Genomic DNA, 24804 nt, shown 5'->3' on the forward strand with positions numbered 1-24804 from the left:
GACCGGGATGGACGTACCGCTGGTGTACCAGTTGTCTCGCCAGAGGCACGGCTGGATAGCCAAGTACGGCAGGGATAAGCGCTGAAAGCATCTAAGCGTGAAGCCCCCCTCAAGATGAGATTTCCCAGGTTAGTAAGACCCCTTGTAGACGACGAGGTTGATAGGTTCGGGGTGGAAGCGCGGCAACGCGTGTAGCTGACGAATACTAATCGGTCGAGGGCTTATCCAATAGGTTTACGAAGTATACCACTTCGTAAGCGACAAGCTAACAGCATTCAGCATGCTTAGTTTCGCATCCAGTTTTCAAGGTGCAAGCCGCCTTGAGAAAGCGGGGATATTTTCTCGCAGCGATTCCAGAGGAGTAATCCTGGAAAAATCCAAGCTTCCGAAGTAGTTTCACTTCGTGAAACTTGCAGGTTTGGTGATGATGGCGGAAGGGAACCACGCGTACCCATCCCGAACACGAACGTTAAGCCTTCCAGCGTCGATGGTACTTGGACCGAAGGGTCCTGGGAGAGTAGAACGTCGCCAAGCGGATTCATGGCTTGACTCCTCAAACTAACATTCCCTGATAGCTCAGTTGGTAGAGCACTCGACTGTTAATCGAGTTGTCACAGGTTCGAGTCCTGTTCGGGGAGCCATTTGCTTCCATAGCTCAGTAGGTAGAGTGCATCCATGGTAAGGATGAGGTCACCGGTTCGATCCCGGTTGGAAGCTTCGTTAAGGCCCGTTGGTCAAGGGGTTAAGACACCTCCCTTTCACGGAGGTAACAGGGGTTCGAATCCCCTACGGGTCATAAGGTGAGTAGGGGATTTGAACCCTATGGTTCGTCGGAGCCATACTTCGTTAGCTTAAGCTCCGCAGTCTCGATGCGAAGCATCGAGCATCCCCTACGGGTCATACTAGGTGTGCATTATGCTCACCGCCCATGGAGGCTTAGCTCAGCTGGGAGAGCATCTGCCTTACAAGCAGAGGGTCGGCGGTTCGATCCCGTCAGCCTCCACCATAATTGCATATGCCGCTGTAGCTCAACTGGTAGAGCAACTGACTTGTAATCAGTAGGTTGGGGGTTCAAGTCCTCTCGGCGGCACCAGTAAGTATTGGGGATTAGCCAAGCGGTAAGGCAACGGACTTTGACTCCGTCACCCCTAGGTTCGAATCCTAGATCCCCAGCCATGTTTTGAGCCATTAGCTCAGTTGGTAGAGCACCTGACTTTTAATCAGGGTGTCGTAGGTTCGAGTCCTACATGGCTCACGTTTATGCGCGTATGGCGGAATTGGCAGACGCACCAGACTTAGGATCTGGCGGGAGACCGTGGGGGTTCAAGTCCCTCTACGCGCATCACTTAAGAAAAAGACCTTTAGATCATTACGATCTAAAGGTCTTTTTCTTTTAATACTTGCCCATTTTACCTTATGTGCTTCTTCTCTAAGCTAGTACCTCTGTTCTACAGCCCATTCTCCCGGAATGGGCTCATCGGGAATGGAGGGCAGCCGAAGATGTTCCAAGGCCGACTGTAGGAAATGCGTCTGGACCGGGATCGTCACTGAGCCCGGAGCAGCTCCATTCCGTTGTCGGTGGAGTCTGTCCAGTGTTTGCAAGTCGCGTTCGTAAATGGCCGCATCCCATCGAACGCGCTGTAGTACTTTTCGGGCAATATGCCCCGGATAACCGGTAGAAAGATGGATGAGCTTGACGACCTTGTCAAACTGTGTGCGAATCATATGATGCGCCCGAAGATGGGCCTTCAAGTAGGCGATAACGATGGAAGCATTATTCCCCGCCCATTGTGCATGGGAGATAATACCGGTTAAATAATCCTCGCCTATGCCTTCCTCGAATAATATCCTTCCCGCGCCCGAATCTTGCAGCAGACTGGGATAAGGCTCCCACATGACGCTTGCGCCAACCTTAGATTTGGAAATCCCGGTCATGCTTTCCCCCATGGGGCTGGCAATAATTCGGGGCTCTCCTGAGCCGCGTATCGAAGCGAACAATTGTTCAAGACGAGAGCTTGCGCTGGAATGAGGCACGGTCGATATCGGGGTGCAGGTTAAATCCTCAAGGTTGCGAATCGAGCTGTTGGGAGGAACGACAATCGAAATTCCTTTCCCGTTCGGCGTCTTGCCGTCAAAAGCCAGGAATACGGCTTGAAAGGACGGGAGCAGCTCGCTCAAGGTTTGAGCCATTCTAATGGGATAGTCGCCAAGCGAAGCGATATGGATACGTCCCATAATCAGTCCCTCCAGCAGCTCGAGTCCATTGGAGCCGTTATACCAGTCAATTTCGAAACGTCGGCGCGGAAAAAAGGTTTTCAGCTCCTCTTCGAAAAAACCGGTCTCTTTGATCAACAGGGAACTCCACATATGGGCGGTCCCGCTCTGGTAGCCGATGGAGATTTTCAAAGGACCTTGGTTATGTCGATCAGCAGGACGTCCTTGCTCGTAAGTATAGCTGCGAATCCATTGGTGCAGATCGTCGGAATTTATAAATACTTCCTTGCCGATCTTAATGAAAGGAAGCTGCTTGGTTTGCCGCCAGCGGTCGATCGTGGCGCGACTTATGCCGAATACATTCATCGCTTCCTGCAGCGTAATCAAGCGAAACCGATTGTCGGACACGATCCTAACTCCTTTCGTTTCTTTATCCGATATAACTTATAGAAATAATATGTATTTGTATTGTAATATAGTTCTCTTTATTCAGGCAACTAGAATGTGACTAATTCCCCTCTTGTAATGGAATAAAGTGGATATACTCCTCATTGTTCCTCATTAGTCCGCATATGTGCTAGAAGCGTTGACACTTTCGAAAAGAGAGTGATAAGATTCAACTAAATTAAAAGCACAGTATCATAATCGGAATAATGTAGTCGACTGGTCCACCAGAGACACAGCTTACCCTGAGGGGTACTGTGTCTTTTATTTTTTAATAGGGAGGTTTTAGAACCTTATGCAAAACAGACAATATTCCACGGATGTATTGATTATCGGGGGCGGAACCGCAGGCACGATGGCGGCGATCAAGGCCAAGGCGGCGAATCCCGATTTGAACGTATTGGTGCTCGATAAGGCGGATATCCGAAGAAGCGGAGCGATCAGCATGGGCATGGACGGATTAAACAATGCCGTCATTCCCGGCAAAGCGACTCCAGAGGAATATACGCTTGAAATCACCGCTTCCAACGACGGTATTATCGATCAGCTGGCGGTTTTCCGGCAAGCTTCGGAATGTCACGAGATCGTGAAGGAGCTCGATTCATGGGGCGTCGATTTCGAAAAGGATGAAGAAGGCAATTACGAGGTGTACCGGGTGCACCGAAAGGGCCGTTATGTGCTTCCCATGCCGAAGGCGAGCGATCTGAAGCTCATACTGGCCAAAAAAGTGAAGCAGATGCGTTGTAAAATTGTGAACAGGGTCATGGCGACAAGACTGCTTACCCAAGGCAATCGGGTAACCGGCGCACTCGGCTATGATGTAGAGACGGGCGAGCTCGTGATCGTTCAAGCCAAGGCGGTGGTGATGACGGCAGGGGCTGCCGGGCGTATGGGATTGACCGATTCCGGGTATTTGTACAGCACGTATGAGAATCCTACCAACTCCGGTGAAGGGTACGCGATGGCCTATCACGCCGGAGCAGAGCTGACCGGTATCGAATGCTATCAGATCAACCCGACGATGAAAGACTATAACGGACCTGCCTGTGCCTATGTGGCCGGACCTTTCGGAGGGTATACAGCCAACTCCAAGGGGGAGCGTGTAACGGGCTGCGATTACTGGAGCGGCGAACTGATTATGAACATGTGGAAGATGGCGAACAAAGGGGAATGGCCTTTATTCTTGAAATTATCTCATTTGGATGACAGCACGATTTCGAAGATCGAAGACATCCTGCACAACAACGAGCGGCCGAGTCGCGACCGCTTCCATGCGGGCCGCGGGAAAGATTATCGCACGGATATGGTCGAACTGAACTTCTCGGAGCTTGGTTTGTGCAGCGGTCACAGTGCTTCCGGGGTGTTGGTCAATCATGAAGCGGAGACGTCTATGGAGGGCTTGTACGCAGCTGGAGATATGGCGAGCGTTCCCCATCAGTATTTGCTAGGGGCGCTGACCTTCGGGAAGATTGCCGGGACGAATGCCTCGCATTATGCTGCAAGGCAAAGCCATATTGAGCCCGATCCGGCACAAATCGAAGCGGAGAAGGAGCGGATCAGCCGGATTGCGTCGAATCCGGAAGGCGTACCGCATCAGCAGGTTGAATATAAAATTCGCCGTATCGTCACTCAGTACCTGATGCCGCCCAAGACCATTACGAAGATGGATATGGCGCTAGAGAAAATAGAGCATTTCCGCAAGGTTGACATGCAATTGCTCGGGGCACGCGACCCCCACGAAATCGGCCGCGCGCTGGAGGTACACAGCATCGTAGACTGCGCGGAGATGATGGCCAGAGCCTCTCTGTTTCGCAAAGAAAGCCGCTGGGGGTTCTATCATTTCTTCCTCGATTATCCGGAACGGGACGATGAGAACTGGCTGAAGCGAGTCATTGTCCGCAAGGGGAGCGATGGACAATGCGAGTTGTATACGAAGGAGCTACCACCCTATATCTTGGAGCCGGATGCGGCCCTGGCGGAAGAACCAATCTCATCCCACTAAGACGAGGAGCGATAGACATTGACTAACAGGTCGGCGAATTTTGTGCAACAACGTGTGGAAGCAAGCGTGGTCATCGACCGCGACAAGTGCATCGGATGCAATATCTGCGTCCAGGTATGCCCGATGGGGATTCTGGCACTAGATAAGGACGGCAAAGCTTATATGAAATATGATGAATGCTGGTACTGCACGCCCTGCCAAACGGATTGTCCGGTTGATGCGGTGAGGGTCAATATTCCTTATTTGGTCAGGTAAACGGATTTGATTTCTTTGAAGACGGAAGGTCGATCTTATGAAAAAACGTTCCCGTTCGCGATCTTTTGCAGCCTGGATCGCTCTATTACTCAGTATCTCGCTCCTTCAAGCGTGCGGAACTCAGCCCGCAGGAAGCTCGGAGAGAGCCAGCGGCGATAAGCCGGCTTCGGCCCAGGAGGCCGTCACGATAACGGTCGGCTATCAGTCGCCTACAGCCCAGACCTGGGGTGCACTCATCATCAAGAATCAGAAGCTATTTGAAAAGTATTTGGTGCAGCAGGATCCGAACCGTCAGATTAAGGTCGAATGGTTCGATGCTCCGGCCGGCTCTGTGCTTAACAACAACATGGCTGGCGGAAAAATTCAAATCTCCTTTCTCGGGGATATGCCCTCGCTGCTAAACGGCGTGCTGGGAATTACTCAAGCCAACTACCGCTCCGTCTTTCTGGCCTTCGATGGCAAAGGAGCCCAAGGGCGAAACCAAGCTTTATTAGTGCCCAAGGACAGCGGTATCAAGAGCATCGTGGATCTAAAGGGGAAAACGGTATCGACTCCAATCGGAAGCAGCGCCCATCGCATGCTGCTCGAATCGCTTCGTAAGGTCGACTTGGTGGATCAAGTGACCATCGTTGACCAATCGGTCACGGTAGGGATGCAGAGCATCGAGCAGAATAAAGTAGCCGCCCATTCGACCTGGGAGCCGTATCCCACATTGATGCAGGTCAAGGATGTGGGCAAGGTGCTGCAGTTCGGCGAAGACACCCAAATTGACTATTTAGCCGGGGTCGTGGCCAATCGGGACTGGGCCGAGTCCGAACCCGATTATGTGAAAGCATTTCTGCGGGCGTTGAGCGAAGCGCATGAGTACGCCATCTCGCATCCAGAGGAAACGGCGAAAATTTTCCAAGAGGAAAGCAAGTTTCCCGCGGAGGTATGCGCCAAGATGGTGCAGAATATCCGCTTTGACGCCGCCATCTACCAGAAGGATGTGGCGACGCTGAATGGAAGCATCGATTTCTTGACGAGTATCGGCAAGCTGCAGAAAAAGCTTGATCTGAAGTCATTCGTCGATGATCGTTACTTGCGGTCGGCGGTGCAGATGAACGGCAGAACGTACTTGACCGATGCGGAGCTGCAAGGAGATTGGATCAAAGGAAAGGTATATTAAGCATGAATCGCCTAAAACCGTTCGTCTCGTATCCGATTCGGATGATCTCGATCTTTGTCATGCTGCTGATATGGGAATGGACGGTTAGGGCCAACCTGCGCTGGCCCCTTCAATTCGGCAATTTGCCCGGTCCGTCCGATATTATCGTGACATGGCTGTCGTATCTCCAGCAGCTTCATTATTTCAAGGATATAGCCGTCAGTACGGCGCGGGTACTGGGCGGGATTATTTTAGGCTTTATAACGGCTGTACCTCTCGGTTTGTGGATCGGACACCGCAAGCTGGTTAGGGATGCTTTATTTCCAAGTCTCGAGCTGTTCCGCCCGATTCCGCTTATAGCCTTTCTTCCGGTAGCGATGCTGCTCTTCCCGACGATCGAGAGCAGTATTCTATTCATCACGTTTATCGGGGCGTTCTTCCCCATACTGATCAGCACGAAGGATGCTGCGGGCCGTGTCTCTGTCACGCTCCTACAGGCCGCGCGCTGCCTCGGCTGCGGTCCGATCCGGGCGATATGGCGTGTGTATCTGCCGGCCATGTCTCCGGAGATTTTCACCGGGCTGTCGGTAGGAATAGGGGCTTCGTGGATGGCAGTCGTTACAGGCGAGATGATGTCCGGTCAGACGGGTATCGGATATACAACTTGGCAAGCGTACCATTTGCTTGATTATAGGCAGTCGATCATCGGTATGTTCACCATCGGCGCTCTAGGATTTGCCTCGTCAGCCGCCGTCCGAACCCTAGAGAGGCTTATGATTAAATGGAGATAGTCTAGTCATGGCGGACCCGGAAGCGAAAAGTCTGCCCAGGGAGTGATAGCCATTGCATGTAGAGATTCGAAATGTCATCAAGCATTACGACTCAGGTGCCGGACGCGTCGTAAAAGCGCTGCAGGACGTATCCTTATCGGTAGAGAAGGCGGAGTTTGTCTGCCTTCTTGGGCCGTCCGGCTGCGGCAAAAGCACGCTGCTTAAGCTGATCGCCGGCATCGAGACTACGGCTCAGGGTCGTATTCTAGTCGATGGCCGGGCCGTGGAGGCTCCTTCGACCGAGCGGGGATTTATTTTTCAAGATTATGCGCTTTTCCCCTGGCTAAAGGTCGGGGAAAATATCAGGTTCGGACTCGAAATGAAAAGGATGAATAAGCGGCAGCAAAATGAGATCGTAGAGCATTATTTGCGGCTCCTCGGCTTGGAGCAGGTGGTGCATCTATACCCAAAGGAATTGTCAGGCGGAATGAGCCAGCGTGTGGCGATTGCAAGGGCGTTGTGCTTAAGACCGCAGCTGCTGCTTTTGGATGAACCGTTTGCCGCGCTGGATGCTATTCTTAGGCAGAAGCTTCAGGAAGAAATGGTGCGCCTGTGGTCCAAGGAGAAGATTACGTTTATACTGGTCACGCATGATGTGGAAGAAGCGATATATCTGGCGGATCGGATTATCGTGATGACTCCTGGCCCCGGCCGCATCAAAGAGATCGTTCCTGTGCCGATGCCTCGTCCGCGGACCCGAACCAGCCTGGATTTCGTTCAGCTTCGTGACAGGCTGTTTCATCTATTGCAGGGGGAGGAGTCTTGGGAACGCAGGGTGGAAGAGGAGCGTCGAGGGGCGCTTCAGCCCATTTTGGTGAAATAAAGGCCGCTTCTACCTCACGGCTAGTCTTGGTGAGCATCGCTGGGCTAGCTTTTTCCCCTGCAAGACAATAAGCATTCAGTGAAAAAATAATTTCAATAAGGACTTGCATTTCGATCTAGGAAATGATATTATGAATCTTGTCGCTAAAACGAATTGGACATGAAGTGAGATTATAACATGCGGAAGTGGCTCAGCGGTAGAGCATCGCCTTGCCAAGGCGAGGGTCGCGGGTTCGATTCCCGTCTTCCGCTCCATTTTATGATGTGCCCTTAGCTCAGCTGGATAGAGCGTTTGACTACGAATCAAAAGGTCGGGAGTTCGAATCTCTCAGGGCACGCCATTACAGCCTCATCGAATAACCAAGTGAACTGAGATCAAGATTCGAGCGAAAGAGTTCGTCGGAGCTACGCTTCGTTAGGATGACGTCGCAGTCGGCCGAAGGCCGTATCTCTCAGGGCACGCCATTACAGCTTATATGTTAATTGTCGGGACGTAGCTCAGCTTGGTAGAGCACCTGGTTTGGGACCAGGGGGTCGCATGTTCAAATCGTGTCGTCCCGACCATCATATGCGGGTGTAGTTCAATGGTAGAACTTTAGCCTTCCAAGCTAATAGCGTGGGTTCGATTCCCATCACCCGCTCCATAATTTTAAATGACCAAACCTTGATGATTCAAGGTTTTTTTATTTGTTCAAGCCAAAAGGAAGCCGAATCCCTCTCATAGGGACCCGGCTCCTTTTTAAGTAATATAGCGGTCAACTGGCGAGACCAAGCTTCTTCAACGTACGCAGCAGAATGTTGCTGCCTCTGCACGCGGCTAATAGGGGTTACGTCTCAAGGTGTCAATAATGAGGCTGTCGATTCATTGTGGACGGCAGCGCAGTTAAGTAAAGGCTGATCGTAACGGACACCACAGTCGCTATTTCACAAAAAGGGGGCCTGTTCAAATTGTAACGGACACAGACGACCTTACTTACGTCAAAACCGCATAGAATGGGCAGAAATGCACCAAATAGCGTCATCTGAGTCCGTTAGATTTTCAATATCGCGAAAATGCTGCAAATAGAGACGCTGAGGTCCGTTAACGAAAGCAGAACGTTTCAACTCAGTTACTCACAGTGAATCGACAACCTCAATAATAACAATTAGAAGTCCAATGGACATCACTAATACGACAAAATGAAGCAAGGAAATTAGCAGATATGTAGGTCTACCGAGCCCCGTAAGTGTCCACCAAAATAGAGGCGGTGCCTGTATGAGGGTTATGGCTAGTCCACATAGTAGTATAGCTATGGCTGGTATTATCTTTAACTTACTATTTTTATACCGAAAAGCTATTGGTAAAATAGATACGTTTCCCCCCCAATAGAAGACTAACGTGGGCCCACAATCTAACATAACCATCTTCCGAGCCTTTTTCCATTCCTAAAAAAGAAAAATCAAAAACATGAAAGCTGTAACAGGAAGATAACATAATTGACGTTGTCCCGACTAAAAAAGACCACTTTACCAACTTCACTTTGTATTAATCCCATAGTTCTCCTCCCACTCCCATCACCCGCTCCATAACTTTAAAGGACCCAACCTTGATGATTCAAGGTTTTTTATTTGCTCAAGCCAAAAGAAGCCGTATCCCTCATGGGGACCCGGCTTCCTTTTTTAAGTAATACAGCGGTCAGCTGGCAAAACCAAGCTTCTTCAACGTACGCAGCAGAATGACTGCTGCCTCTGCACGAGTAGCCGGCTTTTCAGGTGAGAACATCGCGGCGGAGTCGCCTTCCATGATCCCCTTGTCAGCGAGGCGGGAGGCTGCTGCCGCTGCCCACTCTGGAATCGTTGCGGCGTCCTTAAAGGCAGCCAGAGCCTCTGGGGCTTTGGATGTTGAGCTGTCGCCCGCGAACTGCATGGCCCGCGTAATTAACACGGCCATCTCAGCCCGGGTGATCTTGGCGTCCGGGGCAAATACAGCCGTATCTTGCCCTTCGACGAGGCCAAGCCTGACCGCAGCTCCGACAGATCCTGCATACCAGGAAGCTGAAGCGACATCCTTGAAGGAGGAAGCATCGCCTTCCGCTGTAAGGCCGAGGCTGCGTACGACCAAGGCGGTGAATTCGGCCCGAGTGACCGATTGGTCAGGTGCATAGTCGTTGTCGCTAACGCCCTTGACGATCAGCTTGGACGCCATGGCTTCAACATCGTTCCGGGACCAGTGGCCGCTCAGATCGGCGAACGATTTCTTGCTGGTCAATATGGCGTAGATGCTGTTGCCGGGGCGCTTCAGTTCAAAGGTTGTTTGGCCGTTAGAGGTGCTGGCCGATCCCGGTACGAACTGAAACTCGCCTGAGTTGGGGTCGTACCTTACACCTGTCGCCGACGATAAGCTGCTGGCGGCAGGTACTTGAATAGTGCGTGTTACGTAGGTTTTGCCGAAATCATTCAGTTTCTTTGCTTGTCCGTTCACGATGATGTCTAGGTCGAATTCGGTTGCGGATCGACCTACCAATCCTGCCCCATCGTGACGGCGTGCTGCCTGCTCCAGTTCTTGCAGCAATGAGCCGGTTACGGGCGCGATCGATACCCGAACCGTTGTTTGGCCTAACGAGTCCGAGCCGTTTGGTTGCTCCAGCTTCAGGAGATGCAAGGGTAGCCGGTACCCGGCTGCATCCGTTTGAATGGAAATCAAAGCCTGGGCCGCCTGGCTGCCAGCCGCTGCTAAGGCTTCAGCAGGCAGGGAGATGACGGAAGCCCCGCTGTAGGCTGGGATACGGATTTGAACCTGAGCATGCTGCCCGCTTTTAATACCGGACAGGGCTTGCGTCAATGCCTTCTTAAGCTCCTCGGAGGTCACGGATACCGTTTGGGTCGCGAGGCCCGCAGCGTTCCGGCTTTCTTCCACTTGGAGGGCTGAGGCGGGCAGATCCACGGTTTTTACCGCACTTCCGGCCGCCGGACTTGACCCAGGAGTCTCTTCCTTGACAGTGGAACCGCCGCCGGTCGAGCTGCCGGTACCGGAGCCTGTATTCGAATCCGAGTCAGAATCCGAGTCCGAGCCAGACCCTGTTTCTGCGGACGGCTTGCTTTGCTCGACGATCCGTCCTTCTAGGGCAGGAGCAATGACGCCGCCTAGCGAGTTCAGATAATCGATAAAATTGTCATAATCCGGATAGCCCAGATCCTCATGATAGTGTCCTTGCTCGATAGCTTTGGCGAAGGAAGCATAGCCATCTCCGCCATTGGCGACAAAGCTGTTCGTAGCGACCCGGTAGGTGGCATCAAGACGAAGCGGAACGTAGCTGTCGCCGGTTTTGATGCGCACGTCGTATACTTTGCTGCCGGCCTCCTGAGCGGGATCCCACTTAAAGGTCATCCCGGCCACTTGAGGGAATTTACCCGGCAGATCGCTTAATTTGGCGCCGCTGACGCCATTCTCAAGGCCATCCTTAAGCTGCTGGCCGGTTACATCCAGGATATACAGCGTATTGCCGAAAGGCATTACCGTCCGCAGGGCTCCCATCGTGATAGCTCCCTGCTGGATCGAGTCGCGGATCCCTCCGCCGTTCATCAGGGCGACATCCGCATTTTTCAGTGCTTTGCCTTTGGATAGCATGGCGTCGGCGATAAAATTACCCAGATTCGTTTCTTTGGAGCGCACGTTCTCGCGCTTGCCGTCCAGAAGGACGTCCGTTTGCCCGATCTTCTGCTGCTTCAACAGCTCGAGCTCGTCTTTGTAAGGCTGCAGCATCTTCTTGGCGACAGGCTCTTCGGGAACGTTAGCATTAATCGTAATAAGCTGACCATGAAGCTGGTCCTGACCGGTCAGAACTACGCCATGATCGTCGAACGTCACATCCAGGCGTCCGAGGAACTTGCCCCACTCGTTGGCTTGAACGATAACCGTAGGCTCCGATGCGCTGCCTGTTAGGACGACAGGGGCGTCCAGCTTGGTATGGGTATGTCCGCCGACGATCACGTCGATGCCCGGTACGGCTTCAGCCAGCTCCCGGTCACGGTTATAGCCAAGATGGGATAACGCGATAATGACCTGAATCCCTTCGGCCTGAATGGTTTCGACGGTTTTGGCCGCTGCGGCGTTGGCGGAGCTGAACTGAACATCCTTGCCTGGGCTGGAGGTTTCCTTGGTATCCTCGGTGGTGAGACCGAATACGGCGACCTTTTGCCCGTTCACGTCCATCACGACATAGGGATAAACACCGGCATTGGCCGTGGACTTGGGCTGAAGCGTATCGATCACCTTAGGCATCCGCAGCAGCGGGCTGATGTGGCTGTCCGCGCTGAAGTCGATGTTCGAGCTCAGCAGCGGGAATTTGGCCTTGCTGATAAAGCTTGCCAGCGTCTGAGTGCCCTGATCGAATTCATGATTGCCGAAAGTCATCGCGTCATAGCCCAAGTAATTCATAAACTCCAGATCGGCCTGTCCCATCCACTTCGTAAAGTACAGATCGCCGGAAAATACGTCGCCCGCATCCAACAGCAGGCTGCGACCGCCCTCTTCACGAATCTGGTTAATGACAGTCGCCCGGCGGGCTACATCTTCCAGATGAGCGTGGGTATCATTCGTATGCATAACCGTTAGCTTCCAGGGGCCGGACACGGTCACGACGGCTTCCGCCTGCCCGTAACCATCGGAGGTGCGCACGGTGATGACGGCTGTTCCTCCGGACAGAGGCGTCACGCTGCCGGCTTCATCGACTTGGGCAATAGCCGGATTGGATGAAGTCCAGATCAAGTCCGAGGCTGCCGACGCCGTATCGGTGACCGTAGCCGTAAGCTTCGTCGCAGCTTCTCCCGCCTTAAGCGCCAGCGAAGTCCGGTCAAGCGTGACCCGAGGAACTTGGAGCTCCATAACAGATATCGTGCCGCCGACCTCATTGGCTACCAGAAGGAGCGGCAAGCCTGTCGGGCTATCGGCCGTCGGGATGAATTCCAAACCTTCCGGGCCTGTATCCGTGTTGATTCCAGCTGCGAAATCTCGGGTGTTGAAATAATTGACGAAAGCAGGCTGAGCCGGATCCGTAACGTCATAGGTCATAACGCCCCCGATACGCTCAAGTCCGGTGAAAGCGAGAACCCGGCTGCCGACTTCCCCAACGGCTACATATTCGGGTTCCGGTCCTTTTTTCGTGCTGCGGTCATCCTTCTCCGTCTTGCTGTTGCTGGCATTGAAATAATCCGGCAGCCGTTCACCGGTAATGCGTTCGAAATCGCTGCCGCTGTCATAGACCTGCTCCATCGTATCGGCCTGCCAGATCGAGAAGGAGCGTCCGCCGTACAGATAGACGCCATCCTTGCTCATATCGCTTACGACTTCGACATCGTCGTACTTGGTTTGTCCCTGCAGGAAGCGGGCGGCTTCGGACTCAGGGTTCAGGCTCGGCTTCAGCTTGCCCAGCTTCGTGGCATTGGTGAGCTTCGGCCACTCCGTAGCGTCGCCTTCATTGGCGGTGAACAGGTACGTCTTTCCTCCGATCGAGTGGGTGGCGATGCCGTCAGGCATATACATGCCGTAGAATGGAACATTCTCCAGCTTGATCTCGCCGTCCTTCACCAGGTCGAGGGCGTTGCGCGGGTCGCGGAAGTCTTTGAAGCCAAGCCCCTTGACCGCCTCTACTTTCTGACCGGCGATGTCCACTATGGCGATGGCGTTATTTTCTTGCAGCGAAACATAGGCTTTGCTCTCGTCTGCTGAGAAAGCGATGTATTCCGGTTCGAGGTCTCGAACGGCATCGGTTTTTGGTCCGGGGCCGCCGATGATGCCGCTGACAGGGTCCGCGGCGCCCCGAATATGGACAAGATCGTCTATGACAGCGGGGTCATCGAATTTCACGTGCACTACGCTATCTGTCGTCGTGTCGGCAATCGTGACGCTGCCCTCCGGGTCGTTCTTACCGGAGCGGGGTTCCGCTTCGTCCGCGGTCAGGACGTATTTGCCGTCGGACGTAAATTTAACCATATCGGGCTGTATGCCCGCATCGTAGGACTTTACCAGATTGCCGTCATAATCGAGCAGCAAAATTTTGCCCTTGCTCATCGGATCGGCATGCTGGACAGAGACCGCGATCCGCTTGGTGGGCGTATTCACATCGACGCTGGTCAGATCGCCAAAGACGAAGCCATCCTGCTCCGCCAGCTCTTTCACAAGAACCGATTTCTCCTTGCTCAGTGTTCCGCTTCCGGTCAGAGGAACAATATCCAGACTCGGCGGATTGCTTGACCCGCTAACGATGTACATCTTGCGATTATCTTTGTTGTATCTCACAATCTCCGCTACTCCGCCGTCCTTATTCGAGACGCCGACCTGATATTGGCCTATTTTTCGGATAGCGAGGCTGTCCGGCGTCAGCACTTGTTTGGCAGGCTTCACCGTAAGGCTCAGCAGGCGGTTTGCTTTGGCCCTGGGCTCCGCGCTGTCGTACACGGTGAGCGTCACAGTGGCGGTTCCTTCCGCGTGTGCAGCGGGCACGCCCTGAATGACGCCGGTCTGCGAGTCGACGGAAAGTCCGGCAGGGAGGCCATCTGCGCTGAAGCTGTAAGGAGGCTTGCCTCCGTAGGCGGCCGCCGTCACCGAATAAGACGAGCCGACATAAGCTTCGGACAGCTTGTCTGTTGAAATGCCGACCGCAGAGGTTGGCCAGGCGCCGTCGATGCTGCCACGAGGGCCCTGATTGAGTAGAGTTGCCGCATCGGCGCTGCTATAGTCGATTTGCTGGAAATCGGCCTGGTTATTGTCCGTATCCGTCCGTGCCTTGCGTACGATTCCTTTTTTCTTGGACTTGCCCTCCGTACTGCCGGTAGGGAAAGCGGTCTCGAAGCCGTCGATCGCGCTCTCCGAATCATTGTCGGCTGCACCTACGAGATCGACATAGCCTTCAGGCTTGGAGCCTACAGAGAAGGGCTGAGCCATCGCAAGAGGGGATTGATTGCTCATTAGCGCGACCTTCATGGCCTTATTGTAAATAAAGGCGTCCAGCGTCAGATCGCTTTTGGCGGTCAGATCGAGCTTCTGGTTAGCCGCTGTAGCGCCTGTCGGCTTGCCTGTAATCAGGTAAGAAGAATGGGCCTTGATCGTCCCATTGAGGTTCAACTGCTGCCAGGGACTGGTTGTGCCGTCGGGGTTGGCCGTAATTTTCTTGTCGTTATAAGCATAATGAAGCGACCATTGGTCGAGCGGGATGTCTTGATCCGTAGGATTGTACAGTTCAATGAACCCGTGGGAGACAGGGGCATCGGTTGCGGTAGATAGTCCTCCTCCGTAGATCTGATTAATGAAAACATGGGGCACCGTCACATCGTAGCTGCCCGCTGGGGTGTAAGGCGTTCCCGCGAGCGGAGCTGGGGCGGCCCATGCGGGTACGGCTGTTAGGATCGAGCCCGCGATTAGCTCGCCAGCTAGAAGTAAAGATAAGATCGTTTTCGCTTTCTTCTTCAAAACAGGATTCACTCCCTTTTCTTAGGTAGGCCATCCTGTTCATTGTAAGAAAGGAATGTAAACAAGGAGTCTTACTTATATGTTTTTTTTGTAAAACTATCCAAAACAAAAAAGACTCCCTCCGTCCGGTGGACAGAGAGAGCTTATAAATTAGCCGCGAATCAAGGATTCGGCGCCATCGATATAGATGTCCGTGCCTGTAATATGAGACGATTCCTCGGAGCCGAGGAACAGCGCCAACTGAGCAACCTGCATCGCTGATCCGGGTCCTTCCTCGAGCGGCTGGCTGCCCTCGGGGTATTCGATAGGGATACGGATTTCTTCCAGCTCGGGCGTTTTCTTGGTATTCTCGTCGATGTTAGTCTGGATCGCCCCGGGACAGATGGCATTGACTCGAATCTTGAATTGGGCAAGCTCCAGCGCAGCCATTTTCATAAAAGCGACCTGTCCGGCTTTGGTTGTGCTGTAGGCGCTAAAGCCGAAATTGGAAAATACCCGGTTCCCGTTAATGGAGCTAGTGATGATCACGCTGCCGCCATGCTCCTTGAGGAAGGGAATCGCGTATTTGACCGTCAGGAAGGTCCCCTTCAGGTTGATGCTCATCACCTGCTCCCAATCGCTGACCTGCATATCCTCGATCGGCGCCAGCACGCCGTTGATGCCGGCATTGGCGAACACGATGTCCAGCCTGCCCCACTTCTTGGCGGTTTGGGCGATCGCCGCTTCGATCTCTTCAGGCGCCGAGATATCGGCGACAACCGCCAAGGCTTGTCCTCCATTGCTTTCGATTTCCTTCTGGACCTCCTCCAGTTCCTCCATCGTACGACCGACAAATCCTACTTTGGCGCCATGTCTGGCCATCAAGAGAGCGGTTGCCCGTCCGATCCCGGAGCCCCCGCCCGTAATGAAAGCTACCTTGCCGTTCAGCCGCTGCTCCCAGACCGGCTCGACTTGATCCTTCCGCTGTCCCATATTGCTTCCTCCCTCATTATGGTCCTTGGTATGGCCCTCGCTTCCTAGTGTTCGATGAAACAGCGGCTGGCATGCACCAAGACTAAGAACCACTTAGCTAAAACGCCGCTTTTCGATGTATTAACCGCTCACGTTTGCTCCCAAACATTCCGGAGTGCGGGAGTATGGAATAAGATGTTTTTTTCGCGGAAGTATACAAATAGGGTACATCGCTGACGGGGGATGTGGTAAAATAGAGGCTATGACCTTGCATGTAGATGGATGGAGGAGAACCATGACGGACTTAAGTACAACAAGTAACAAAAGCGCGTCTAACAATTTGCTGCGCCGGGATGTCCGGTTTCTGGGACATATACTGGGCGAAGTTCTTATTCATCAAGGCGGCAACTCGCTGTTTACCATCGTAGAGAAAATCAGAGAGATGAGTAAGACGCTGCGTGCCCAATATACGCCCGAGATGTATGAGGAGCTGAAGGAAACGGTAGGAGGACTCGCGCCGGAGATCCGCCACCAGGTAGTTCGGGCCTTCGCTATTTATTTCCAACTCATTAATATAGCGGAGCAAAATCATCGTATCCGCCGCAAGCGCGATTACGAGCGTTCGGCAGGCGAAAATGTCCAGCCCGGATCGATCGAGGATGTCATTCGCGAATTGAAGAGCTTGAATATTTCGTCCGGCGAAGTACAGGAAATTATATCCGGCATCTCGCTGGAGCTTGTCATGACCGCGCATCCGACTGAAGCTACCCGTCGTGCGGTGCTTGATATTCACCAGCGCATCTCGCGGGATGTGGCTGAACTGGACAACCCTAATCTGACGTTCCGGGAGCGGGAACAGCTGAGGGAGAAGCTGCTGGGCGAAGTCATTACCCTCTGGCAGACGGATGAGCTGAGAGACCGGAAGCCGACGGTTATCGATGAAGTCAACAATGGATTGTACTACTTTGATGAGACGCTGTTCGACGTACTGCCGCAAGTGTATCAGGAGCTCGAGCGCTGTCTGCTGAAGTACTATCCGGAAGAATCGTGGCATGTACCGACCTTCCTGAAGTTCGGTTCATGGATCGGCGGCGATCGGGATGGCAATCCTTCGGTCACCTCGGACATTACCTGGGAGACTCTGACGCTGCACCGCAAGCTGGCGCTTGCCAAGTACGAAGAAGAGCTGCAGGCGCTGATAGGCCATATGAGCTTCAGCAAGAATATTGTCGAAGTGACGGGGGAACTGCTGGACTCGATCGAACAGGACCGGGCGAACATAGAGCTGAATCTGGAAGAAGGCTTGCGCAATGAGAAGGAGCCTTACCGGATTAAGGTTCGTTTTATGTTGGAGAAAATCCGGCATACGGGCTGCCCTTCTGTGCCTGATACTAAGAAATATACGGCTCCGGAGCAATTCAAGTCGGATCTGCAAATTATCGAGCGCAGCCTGCGCAATCACTTCGCCGACTATATCGCCGATGCCTATGTGCAGAAGCTGATCCGGCAGGTGGAATTGTTCGGCTTCCATCTGGCTTCCCTGGATGTGCGTCAGCACAGCAAGGAGCATGAAGCGGCGATGACCGAAGTATTGGCCGGCATGAGCATCACGGCAAACTATGCGGCGCTCAAGGAGCAGGAGAAGATTGAGCTGCTTACCTCGCTGCTTAATGACCCGCGTCCGATCACATCGCCTTATACTTCCTACAGCGAGTCGACGCACGAGTGCTTGAATGTATACCGGGTGGTCCAGAAGGCGCAGCAGGAGTTCGGCCGCAGCTGTATCTCCAGCTACCTGATCAGTATGACTCAGGGAGCCAGCGATCTGCTGGAAGTTCTGGTATTCGCGAAGGAAGCGGGACTCTACCTGCAGGCAGCGGACGGTTCGGTGACCTGCACGCTCCAGTCCGTACCGTTGTTCGAGACGATCGATGACCTTCATGCGGCACCGGAGATTATGTCGACGCTCTACCAGATTCCTGCGTATCGCCGGAGCCTGGACAGCACGAATAATCTGCAGGAGATCATGCTCGGGTACTCGGACAGCAACAAGGACGGCGGCGTCATTACCGCGAACTGGGAGCTTCGCATGGCCCTCCGCAGCATCACGGATGCCGCGAAGAAATATGATGTCAAGCTGAAGTTTTTCCACGGGCGTGGCGGCGCGCTGGGCCGTGGAGGTATGCCGCTGAACCGCAGCATTCTGGCTCAACCGGCCGATACGGTCGGCGGCGGAATCAAGATCACCGAGCAGGGAGAGGTGCTCTCCTCGCGATATTCGATCAAAGGAATTGCTTACCGCAGTCTGGAGCAGGCTACATCGGCGCTTATTACGAGCGCGCTATGTGCCCGTAACCCGAAGGTGGATGCGTCCGAGGCGCAATATGAGGCGATTATGCGCGGCATCTCGGAGAGAGCGCAGCAGAAGTATCAGGATCTGATCTTCCGCGATGAAGACTTTATGACATTCTTCAAAGAATCGACGCCGCTGCCGGAGATCGGCGAGCTGAATATCGGCTCTCGTCCGTCGAAACGGAAAAACAGCGACCGGTTCGAGGACCTTCGGGCTATCCCGTGGGTATTCGCCTGGACGCAGTGCAGGTATCTGCTTCCAGCCTGGTATGCCGCAGGCACGGGTTTGGGAAGCTACTACCAGGATAATCCGGAGCATCTGGCGGTTATGAAGGACATGTACAACAACTGGTCCTTCTTCCAGGGACTGATCGACAATCTGCAAATGGCGCTGGCTAAGGCCGATCTGCTGATCGCCAAGGAATACGGCAGCATGATTAAAGATCAGAAAATCGCGAACCGGATCTACCAGTTGATCGAGGATGAGTACCGCAAAACGTCGGAGCTTATTCTGCAAATCACCGGGCAGCAGGAAATTCTCGACAATGTACCGGTTATTCAAGAATCGATCCGTCTGCGCAATCCGTACGTGGACCCGCTGTCCTATATGCAGGTCGATCTGTTGTCGGAGCTCCGTGCTTCGCGAGATGGCGGCGGCGAGGACGATCCTCTGCTGCTCCGCGAGGTGCTGCTTACGATCAACGGCATTGCAGCCGGACTTCGGAATACGGGCTGATCCCATACAGCAATAGACTTCAACACGGAATTTCCTTGCCTAAGCCGGAGCCTGGTTCTTACCAGGCTGCCGGCTGTTTGGCATACCGGCGGCACTGCGAGCTTATAACGGTGAGTTTGACTATCGTCATCTTTATTTGCACACGATAGGTAGGGGACTGTACACAATTCTTTTGACCCAAGACTGTACAGGAAGGGCCAAGATTTGGTATGCTTTTCCTAATATACTTTCGCTTTATAAGCGAAGCAGGACGACTTATTCGTCGCTGTAGAATCTGAATGAACCCGGCTATCCGTAGCGGGGCGTTCGGAGTGGAGGTAGGTTGGTGAATCATATGGATACCCGGCTCGCCAAGCTCGCCCGAGGCGGAGATCGTGGGGCGTTTGCCGAATTGGTGGAGCTGTATAAAGATAAGATTTTTCATCTCGCATACCGGATGCTGCACAACCGCCATGAGGCGGAGGAGATTGTGCAGGAAACGTTCCTGCGGGTTTATACGAATTTGGAGCGGTACGACGATCAGCAGAAGTTTTCGACATGGATTTACCGGATCGGAACGAATCTGTGCATTGACCGCTTGCGTAAGCGTAAGATCAGCTATTCGCTGGATGCGGAGATGAGCGATGGAGAGGGAAGCGACTGGTATTCGACGCTTGCTAGCCTGGACCGCACCCCGGATCAGCAGGTTGTTCTCTCGGAGACGCAGGCCCAGATTCGAGAATCGATCGAAGCGCTGCCTGAGAAATATAAGGCAGTTGTTGTGCTGCGCTACTTGCAGGACTTGTCCCTGCAGGAGATTAGCGATACATTGTCGATGCCCGTCACTACGATCAAAACGAGGCTGCACCGCGGCCGGGAATATTTGCGAAAAAAACTGGAGCAGCTTCTCTAGTTTTTGAAACGTCCGATGCTTTGCTGCGTATGGTATATCACGATAGTTTATGGAGACAGGAGAAAGGAGTGGCTCGCAGATGGAATGCAAGGAAGCCCTCCCTTTGTTACACGAGTATTTGGATGGCGGTCTTGATGGCACGGATTCTATCCGCCTGAAGGAGCATCTGCTCGTCTGTGCGGATTGCCGGCGCCAGCTGCAGCAGTTCGAGAAGGTAGAAGCGCTGGTACATGCCTGGTCCAGGCCCGTTGTACCTGAAGGCTTGACCGAACGAGTCATGCAGGCATTGCCTCCGGCTAAGCGCCGGAATGCCTTTTACCGTTACGTCCGCAAGCATCCGGCGGTTTCGGTTGCCGCTATTTTCGCCTTGGTCATGCTGTCCTCGTTCGTCTCGACATGGAGTAACGATCGGGAGCTGCTGGTGAAGGGGTCGGACTTGCAATCGGTTGTCATCAAAGGGGATACGGTAATTGTCCCGGCAGGGCATAAGGTGGCTGGAGATTTGACCGTCGAGAACGGAAAGCTTCAGGTCGACGGCGAAGTCGAGGGGAACGTGACGGTCATCGACGGTTCCGTTCATTATGCATCCACGGCGCATATTTCCGGACAAATCACACAAATCGACGAGGCGTTCAGCTGGTTGTGGTACAAGATGAATACATGGTTCGCCCAGGTGTCCGACGCCCAGTAGGGCGGGCGGTCCGATAAGCGAAAGTTCTCCCTTCCCTTCCTAACAGAAAGGGGAGGGTTTTTTGTTGCAAATATGGTATGATGGAGGGAAGGAATGACAGAGAGACAAACATCCCGCGTACGGGCTGGGGGCTTACGAGATGGATTGGATTACGGACATTCGCATATTGGACATCGTCGATATATGTATCGTCAGTTATGTCATATACAAGCTGATTCTTGTCGTCCGGGGGACTCGCGCGATCCAGCTGCTGAAGGGGATTCTCGTCGTAGTCGTCACTTGGGCGCTGAGCTCCTGGTTCAAGCTGAACACGCTGCAGTGGGTGATGAACCAGATGTTCACTTTCGGACTCGTCGGGGTTATCATCATCTTCCAGCCGGAGCTGCGCCGCGCGCTGGAGCAGATCGGACGGGGCAAGCTGTTCAGCCGCTCCACGACCGAGGAAGATCAGGACATTAACCTCAAGATCAATGAAGTGCTGAAGGCGGCCCACTATATGGCCCGGCGTAAGATAGGAGCCCTGATCGTATTCGAGCGGGAGACGGGACTCAACGATTACATCGAATCGGGCATAGCCCTGGAATCTCATATCAGTTCGGAGCTGCTGATTAATATATTCGTGCCGAATACTCCTCTGCATGATGGGGCCGTCATCATACGCCGTCATCAGATCATGGCCGCCGGCTGCTATTTACCGCTGTCCGAGAACCCATTTATCAGCAAAGAGCTTGGTACGCGCCACCGGGCGGCGATCGGGATGAGCGAGGTGTCCGACGCCATGTGCATCATTGTCTCGGAGGAGACAGGCCAGGTGTCGGTCACGATGAATGGGCATATTCTGCGGGATGTGAAGGAAGAGGCGCTGCTTTCGAAGATGTTCGAAGAGCTGAAGCCGAAGGCGAAGCCTAAGGAAAAGAGCAAGTTAAGCTCCATGTGGAAATGGAGGCGGCGTTAGATGGATCAATGGCTGCGCAATACCAACGTCGTCAAGGTCATAGCCCTTGTTATTGGTATCATGCTATGGGCGGTCGTGCGGTCGGACGGAGGCTCCATGTCGGGTTCCAGCAGTCTGGAAGCGAGGGAACAGCAGATCGGCAATGTCTCCATTACGCCGAAATACGATACGGATAAATATTTCATAGAGTCGATAGACCCGCCTCAGGTTTCCCTTACCTTGAGCGGACGCGATGCGGCGCTGAAGAGAGCCATGAGCACGGGCACGCTGTCCGTAGAGCTCGACCTGACTAAGGTCAGCAAGGGGGAGTTCGTCCTTCCCGTCACGCCTGCGGGCATCCCAAGCAATGTCACGGCCAAGGTGCTGCCCTCTACGGTTAAGGTCGTGATCGATGAGAAAATGAACAAATCGATGCAGGTCACCATCAATGTTACCGGTATTCCAGGCGTAGGCCTGAAGGCCGGGCAGCCGGTTGTGAAGCCCAAGCAGGTTACCGTATCCGTCCCGAGCCGCAGCTATGAGGAAGTGGACTCGGTGCGCGCGGATGTGAATGTGGAGAAAGCGACATCGGCTGTGACGAAGAAGGCTACGCTGCAAGCGTACGACAAGGACGGCAACCTCATCGAGACGGCCGTGATCGCACCGGCTGTCGTGGATGTCGAGGTTCCGATCACGAGTCCGTTTACGCTGGTGCCGCTGCAGATCAAGCTTGTAGGCGAGCCTCCGCGGGGCTTTGCCGTATCGGCTGTGAGACAAAGCACGGATAAGGTTACGGTGTACGGGGCGCAGAATGTGCTGGACCGGATGGAATTTTACGAAGGCCCTCAGGTAAGTCTGGGGGAATTGAAGGAGGATACGGAGTTCTCCTTGCCGATTCCTTTAAGCAATAACGTCAAGCAGCTCGATCCCGACAAAGTGACCGTCAATGTGTCCATCGTCCCTTCTGTAACGAAGACGCTGGAGGCTATCCCGCTTTCCTTCGTGGGACAAAACGACGGATTTAATACCAAGGTCGTGCTTCCCGAGTCCGGCCAGTTGAATCTGACGGTCGAGGGCGCGCCTGCGATCATAGAGAAGCTGAAGCCGCAGGATGTACAAGCGATCCTTGATGTCAGCAATCTGCCTCCGGGCAAGCATGAGGTGTCGGTGACGTGGAACCTGCCGACCTTCGTGAAGAAGGGAGTTCCGCAGGACTTCAAGGCCACGGTGGAAATTAGCGCCAAAGCCGAGAAGCCGGCAGCCGGAGGGGAAGGCGCCGCGGCGCCTGCTCCTGCAGCACCTTAGGTTCGGGGGAAGACGGCGACTCTACGGGCAGAAACAGCGAGAAGGATACGGGAGCGGGTGCCGTATCCTTTTGTCTGTCCCGAAACAATTTGACCGCCTGAACCGAATCAGAGATAATAAGTATAGTTTGCTTCAAGATCGAAAGAACATCGAAAAAATATAAAGGTAACCGGTAGGGGAGAGAAGCGTACATGGGGAAATATTTTGGAACGGATGGCGTACGGGGAGTCGCCAACCAAGAATTAACGCCAGAGCTTGCCTATAAAATCGGCCGCTGCGGCGGTTATGTGCTTGCCGGCCAAGTGGAGAAGCCGGTGGTGGTGATCGGCCAGGATACGCGGATCTCCGGTCCGATGCTGGAAGCGGCACTCGTAGCGGGGCTGTTGTCGATCGGCGCGAATGTGATCCGGCTAGGCGTGCTGTCCACGCCGGGCGTCGCCTATTTGACGCGTGCGTTGAAGGCGGATGCCGGGGTTATGATCTCGGCCAGCCATAATCCGGTGGAGGATAACGGGATCAAGTTTTTCGGAGCCGACGGCTTCAAGCTGTCCGACGAGACGGAGCTGGAGATCGAGCGTCTGATGGATGCCGAAGCCGATGAGCTGCCCCGTCCGACCGGAGGAGATATCGGGACGGTGACGGATGACCCGAAAGGGAAGTTTGCGTATCTCGACTACATCCAGTCTACGGTTCAGTCCTCCTTCCAAGGCTACCGGATCGTGCTCGACTGCGCTCATGGGGCTGCTTATGAGCTTGCTCCGAAAGTATTCGAGGCGCTTGGGGCCGAGATCATCACGATCGGCGCTGAGCCGACAGGCCGCAATATCAACGATCACTGCGGATCGACTCATCCTGAGGAGCTGCAGAGGCTCGTAGTCGAGCATAAAGCGCATATCGGTCTTGCCTTCGATGGGGATGCCGACCGGTTGATTGCGGTGGATGAGAAGGGCGAAGAGGTTGACGGCGACTATATTCTCAGCATCATCGGTCATGCGCTGAATCAGACGGGCAAGCTGCGCGAGCAGACCATCGTTACGACGGTGATGAGCAATATCGGCTTTTTCAAAGGAATCGAAGCGGTCGGCCTGAAGGCAGCCAAGACGGCAGTCGGGGATCGCTACGTGATGGAGGAAATGCGCAAGGGAGGCTATAACCTGGGCGGCGAGCAATCCGGTCATGTCATCTTCCTGGATTATAATACAACCGGGGACGGTATTCTGACCGCTCTCCAGCTGGTGGATACCCTTGTTCAATCCGGCAAGCCGCTGAGCGAGCTGAAGACCATTATGCGCAAGTATCCACAGAAGCTGGTCAACGTTCGTGTCGGTGACAAAAGCAAGCTGAAGGATAACGCTGCCGTCGCCGCGGAAATCGCGAAGGTCGAGGAGCAGCTGGGTGATAATGGCCGCGTGCTTGTTCGTCCCTCGGGTACGGAATCTTTGATCCGGGTCATGGCTGAAGGACCGGACAAAGAGCTTGTCGAAGCATATGTCCAGCAGATCGCCGATGTCATCGAGCGGGAGCTTGTCTAAGCTTTCCAGGGCTTTAACGAACGATAACGAACAATCCCTGGGACCGCGCATCGGGTGGTTTCAGGGATTTTTGTCGTAAATGGTCGTGAAGTGAAGGGGACGTATGGGACAAACGGATGAAATGAAAACGGAATGAAAATTAAGGGTTGCGCTTTGCAAGCAAAATGCATAAGATGTGATTATGTCTGATTCCGAAATAGAAAGGTGGGCAGAGGTCAGCGAGCAAGACAAGCGCCAGAACTGGCATGTT

General features: G+C 53.7%; 14 protein-coding genes, 12 tRNA genes and 2 rRNA genes. 25 read left to right on the forward strand and 3 right to left on the reverse strand.

The window, feature by feature from the left end; all coding sequences use genetic code 11:
* From GSF01_RS12505 to GSF01_RS12550, 10 genes are all read left to right on the forward strand, one after another.
* Window positions 1–229 (forward strand): 23S ribosomal RNA (locus GSF01_RS12505); the annotation flags it as partial.
* Window positions 230–417: 188 nt separating this feature from the next.
* Window positions 418–534 (forward strand): 5S ribosomal RNA (rrf, locus tag GSF01_RS12510).
* Between the two features lie 31 nt (window positions 535–565).
* Window positions 566–641, forward strand: a tRNA-Asn gene (locus GSF01_RS12515).
* A gap of 3 nt (window positions 642–644) precedes the next feature.
* A tRNA-Thr gene (locus tag GSF01_RS12520) sits at window positions 645–717 on the forward strand.
* Between the two features lie 7 nt (window positions 718–724).
* Window positions 725–796 (forward strand) — tRNA-Glu (locus tag GSF01_RS12525).
* A gap of 134 nt (window positions 797–930) precedes the next feature.
* A tRNA-Val gene (locus GSF01_RS12530) sits at window positions 931–1006 on the forward strand.
* An 11-nt stretch (window positions 1007–1017) separates the two neighbouring features.
* A tRNA-Thr gene (locus GSF01_RS12535) sits at window positions 1018–1093 on the forward strand.
* An 8-nt stretch (window positions 1094–1101) separates the two neighbouring features.
* A tRNA-Gln gene (locus GSF01_RS12540) sits at window positions 1102–1176 on the forward strand.
* Window positions 1177–1182: 6 nt separating this feature from the next.
* Window positions 1183–1255: transfer RNA gene (locus GSF01_RS12545), tRNA-Lys, on the forward strand.
* A gap of 7 nt (window positions 1256–1262) precedes the next feature.
* Window positions 1263–1342: transfer RNA gene (locus GSF01_RS12550), tRNA-Leu, on the forward strand.
* Window positions 1343–1434: 92 nt separating this feature from the next.
* On the opposite strand, the gene GSF01_RS12555 is transcribed toward GSF01_RS12550, so the two are convergent.
* The gene (locus GSF01_RS12555; RefSeq protein WP_235941427.1) at window positions 1435–2622 is read right to left on the reverse strand and encodes a helix-turn-helix domain-containing protein; all 1188 of its coding nucleotides are present in this window, start codon (window positions 2620–2622) and stop codon (window positions 1435–1437) included.
* A gap of 331 nt (window positions 2623–2953) precedes the next feature.
* On the opposite strand from GSF01_RS12555, the gene GSF01_RS12560 reads away from it, so the two are divergent.
* The 9 genes from GSF01_RS12560 (at window position 2954) to GSF01_RS12600 (ending at window position 8358) form a co-directional block, all read left to right on the forward strand.
* Window positions 2954–4660: a fumarate reductase/succinate dehydrogenase flavoprotein subunit gene (locus GSF01_RS12560; protein ID WP_159884465.1), complete on the forward strand. Its 1707-nt coding sequence runs from the start codon at window positions 2954–2956 to the stop codon at window positions 4658–4660.
* A gap of 18 nt (window positions 4661–4678) precedes the next feature.
* Complete coding sequence (locus tag GSF01_RS12565; protein WP_159884467.1) at window positions 4679–4915, forward strand: 4Fe-4S dicluster domain-containing protein; 237 nt, start codon at window positions 4679–4681, stop codon at window positions 4913–4915.
* A gap of 37 nt (window positions 4916–4952) precedes the next feature.
* Complete coding sequence (locus GSF01_RS12570) at window positions 4953–6083, forward strand: ABC transporter substrate-binding protein (RefSeq protein WP_159884469.1); 1131 nt, start codon at window positions 4953–4955, stop codon at window positions 6081–6083.
* A gap of 2 nt (window positions 6084–6085) precedes the next feature.
* A complete protein-coding gene (locus GSF01_RS12575; protein WP_159884471.1) occupies window positions 6086–6853 on the forward strand; it encodes an ABC transporter permease in 768 nt (255 codons plus the stop codon).
* Between the two features lie 52 nt (window positions 6854–6905).
* Window positions 6906–7715, forward strand: a complete 810-nt coding sequence (locus GSF01_RS12580; RefSeq protein WP_159884473.1) for an ABC transporter ATP-binding protein — start codon at window positions 6906–6908, stop codon at window positions 7713–7715.
* Between the two features lie 179 nt (window positions 7716–7894).
* A tRNA-Gly gene (locus GSF01_RS12585) sits at window positions 7895–7969 on the forward strand.
* A gap of 9 nt (window positions 7970–7978) precedes the next feature.
* Window positions 7979–8055 (forward strand) — tRNA-Arg (locus tag GSF01_RS12590).
* Between the two features lie 146 nt (window positions 8056–8201).
* A tRNA-Pro gene (locus GSF01_RS12595) sits at window positions 8202–8278 on the forward strand.
* 6 nt (window positions 8279–8284) lie between these two features.
* A tRNA-Gly gene (locus GSF01_RS12600) sits at window positions 8285–8358 on the forward strand.
* Between the two features lie 1031 nt (window positions 8359–9389).
* On the opposite strand, the gene GSF01_RS12605 is transcribed toward GSF01_RS12600, so the two are convergent.
* Window positions 9390–15161, reverse strand: coding sequence for a choice-of-anchor I family protein (locus tag GSF01_RS12605; RefSeq protein ID WP_159884475.1), 5772 nt, complete (start codon window positions 15159–15161; stop codon window positions 9390–9392).
* Window positions 15162–15311: 150 nt separating this feature from the next.
* Entirely contained in the window at window positions 15312–16133 is an 822-nt protein-coding gene (locus tag GSF01_RS12610; RefSeq protein ID WP_159884477.1) for an SDR family oxidoreductase, read from the reverse strand.
* 274 nt (window positions 16134–16407) lie between these two features.
* On the opposite strand from GSF01_RS12610, the gene ppc reads away from it, so the two are divergent.
* The 6 genes from ppc (at window position 16408) to glmM (ending at window position 24554) form a co-directional block, all read left to right on the forward strand.
* Window positions 16408–19200, forward strand: a complete 2793-nt coding sequence (gene ppc, locus GSF01_RS12615; protein WP_159884479.1) for a phosphoenolpyruvate carboxylase — start codon at window positions 16408–16410, stop codon at window positions 19198–19200.
* A 325-nt stretch (window positions 19201–19525) separates the two neighbouring features.
* Window positions 19526–20092 (forward strand): RNA polymerase sigma factor SigW, encoded by a 567-nt coding sequence (gene sigW, locus GSF01_RS12620; RefSeq protein ID WP_159884481.1) that lies wholly within the window; start codon window positions 19526–19528, stop codon window positions 20090–20092.
* 79 nt (window positions 20093–20171) lie between these two features.
* Complete coding sequence (locus tag GSF01_RS12625; RefSeq protein WP_159884484.1) at window positions 20172–20783, forward strand: zf-HC2 domain-containing protein; 612 nt, start codon at window positions 20172–20174, stop codon at window positions 20781–20783.
* A 139-nt stretch (window positions 20784–20922) separates the two neighbouring features.
* On the forward strand, window positions 20923–21738 hold the full coding sequence (gene cdaA / locus GSF01_RS12630; protein WP_159884486.1) for a diadenylate cyclase CdaA: 816 nt from the start codon (window positions 20923–20925) through the stop codon (window positions 21736–21738).
* Entirely contained in the window at window positions 21739–23022 is a 1284-nt protein-coding gene (locus GSF01_RS12635) for a CdaR family protein (RefSeq protein WP_159884488.1), read from the forward strand. It begins immediately after the preceding gene.
* A gap of 191 nt (window positions 23023–23213) precedes the next feature.
* Window positions 23214–24554 (forward strand): phosphoglucosamine mutase, encoded by a 1341-nt coding sequence (gene glmM / locus GSF01_RS12640; protein ID WP_159884490.1) that lies wholly within the window; start codon window positions 23214–23216, stop codon window positions 24552–24554.
* The last annotated feature ends 250 nt before the right edge of the window (window positions 24555–24804 follow it).

This window comes from Paenibacillus puerhi (assembly GCF_009846885.1).
GTDB classification, from domain to species: Bacteria; Bacillota; Bacilli; order Paenibacillales; family NBRC-103111; genus Paenibacillus_G; species Paenibacillus_G puerhi.

Coding starts and splice junctions, on each gene's coding strand:
- cdaA (WP_159884486.1), top strand. CDS start 20,923: ATGGATTGGATTACGGACATTCGCATATTGGACATCGTCGATATATGT.
- GSF01_RS12570 (WP_159884469.1), top strand. CDS start 4,953: ATGAAAAAACGTTCCCGTTCGCGATCTTTTGCAGCCTGGATCGCTCTA.
- GSF01_RS12575 (WP_159884471.1), top strand. CDS start 6,086: ATGAATCGCCTAAAACCGTTCGTCTCGTATCCGATTCGGATGATCTCG.
- GSF01_RS12635 (WP_159884488.1), top strand. CDS start 21,739: ATGGATCAATGGCTGCGCAATACCAACGTCGTCAAGGTCATAGCCCTT.
- glmM (WP_159884490.1), top strand. CDS start 23,214: ATGGGGAAATATTTTGGAACGGATGGCGTACGGGGAGTCGCCAACCAA.
- GSF01_RS12560 (WP_159884465.1), top strand. CDS start 2,954: ATGCAAAACAGACAATATTCCACGGATGTATTGATTATCGGGGGCGGA.
- GSF01_RS12625 (WP_159884484.1), top strand. CDS start 20,172: ATGGAATGCAAGGAAGCCCTCCCTTTGTTACACGAGTATTTGGATGGC.
- GSF01_RS12610 (WP_159884477.1), bottom strand. CDS start 16,133: ATGGGACAGCGGAAGGATCAAGTCGAGCCGGTCTGGGAGCAGCGGCTG.
- ppc (WP_159884479.1), top strand. CDS start 16,408: ATGACGGACTTAAGTACAACAAGTAACAAAAGCGCGTCTAACAATTTG.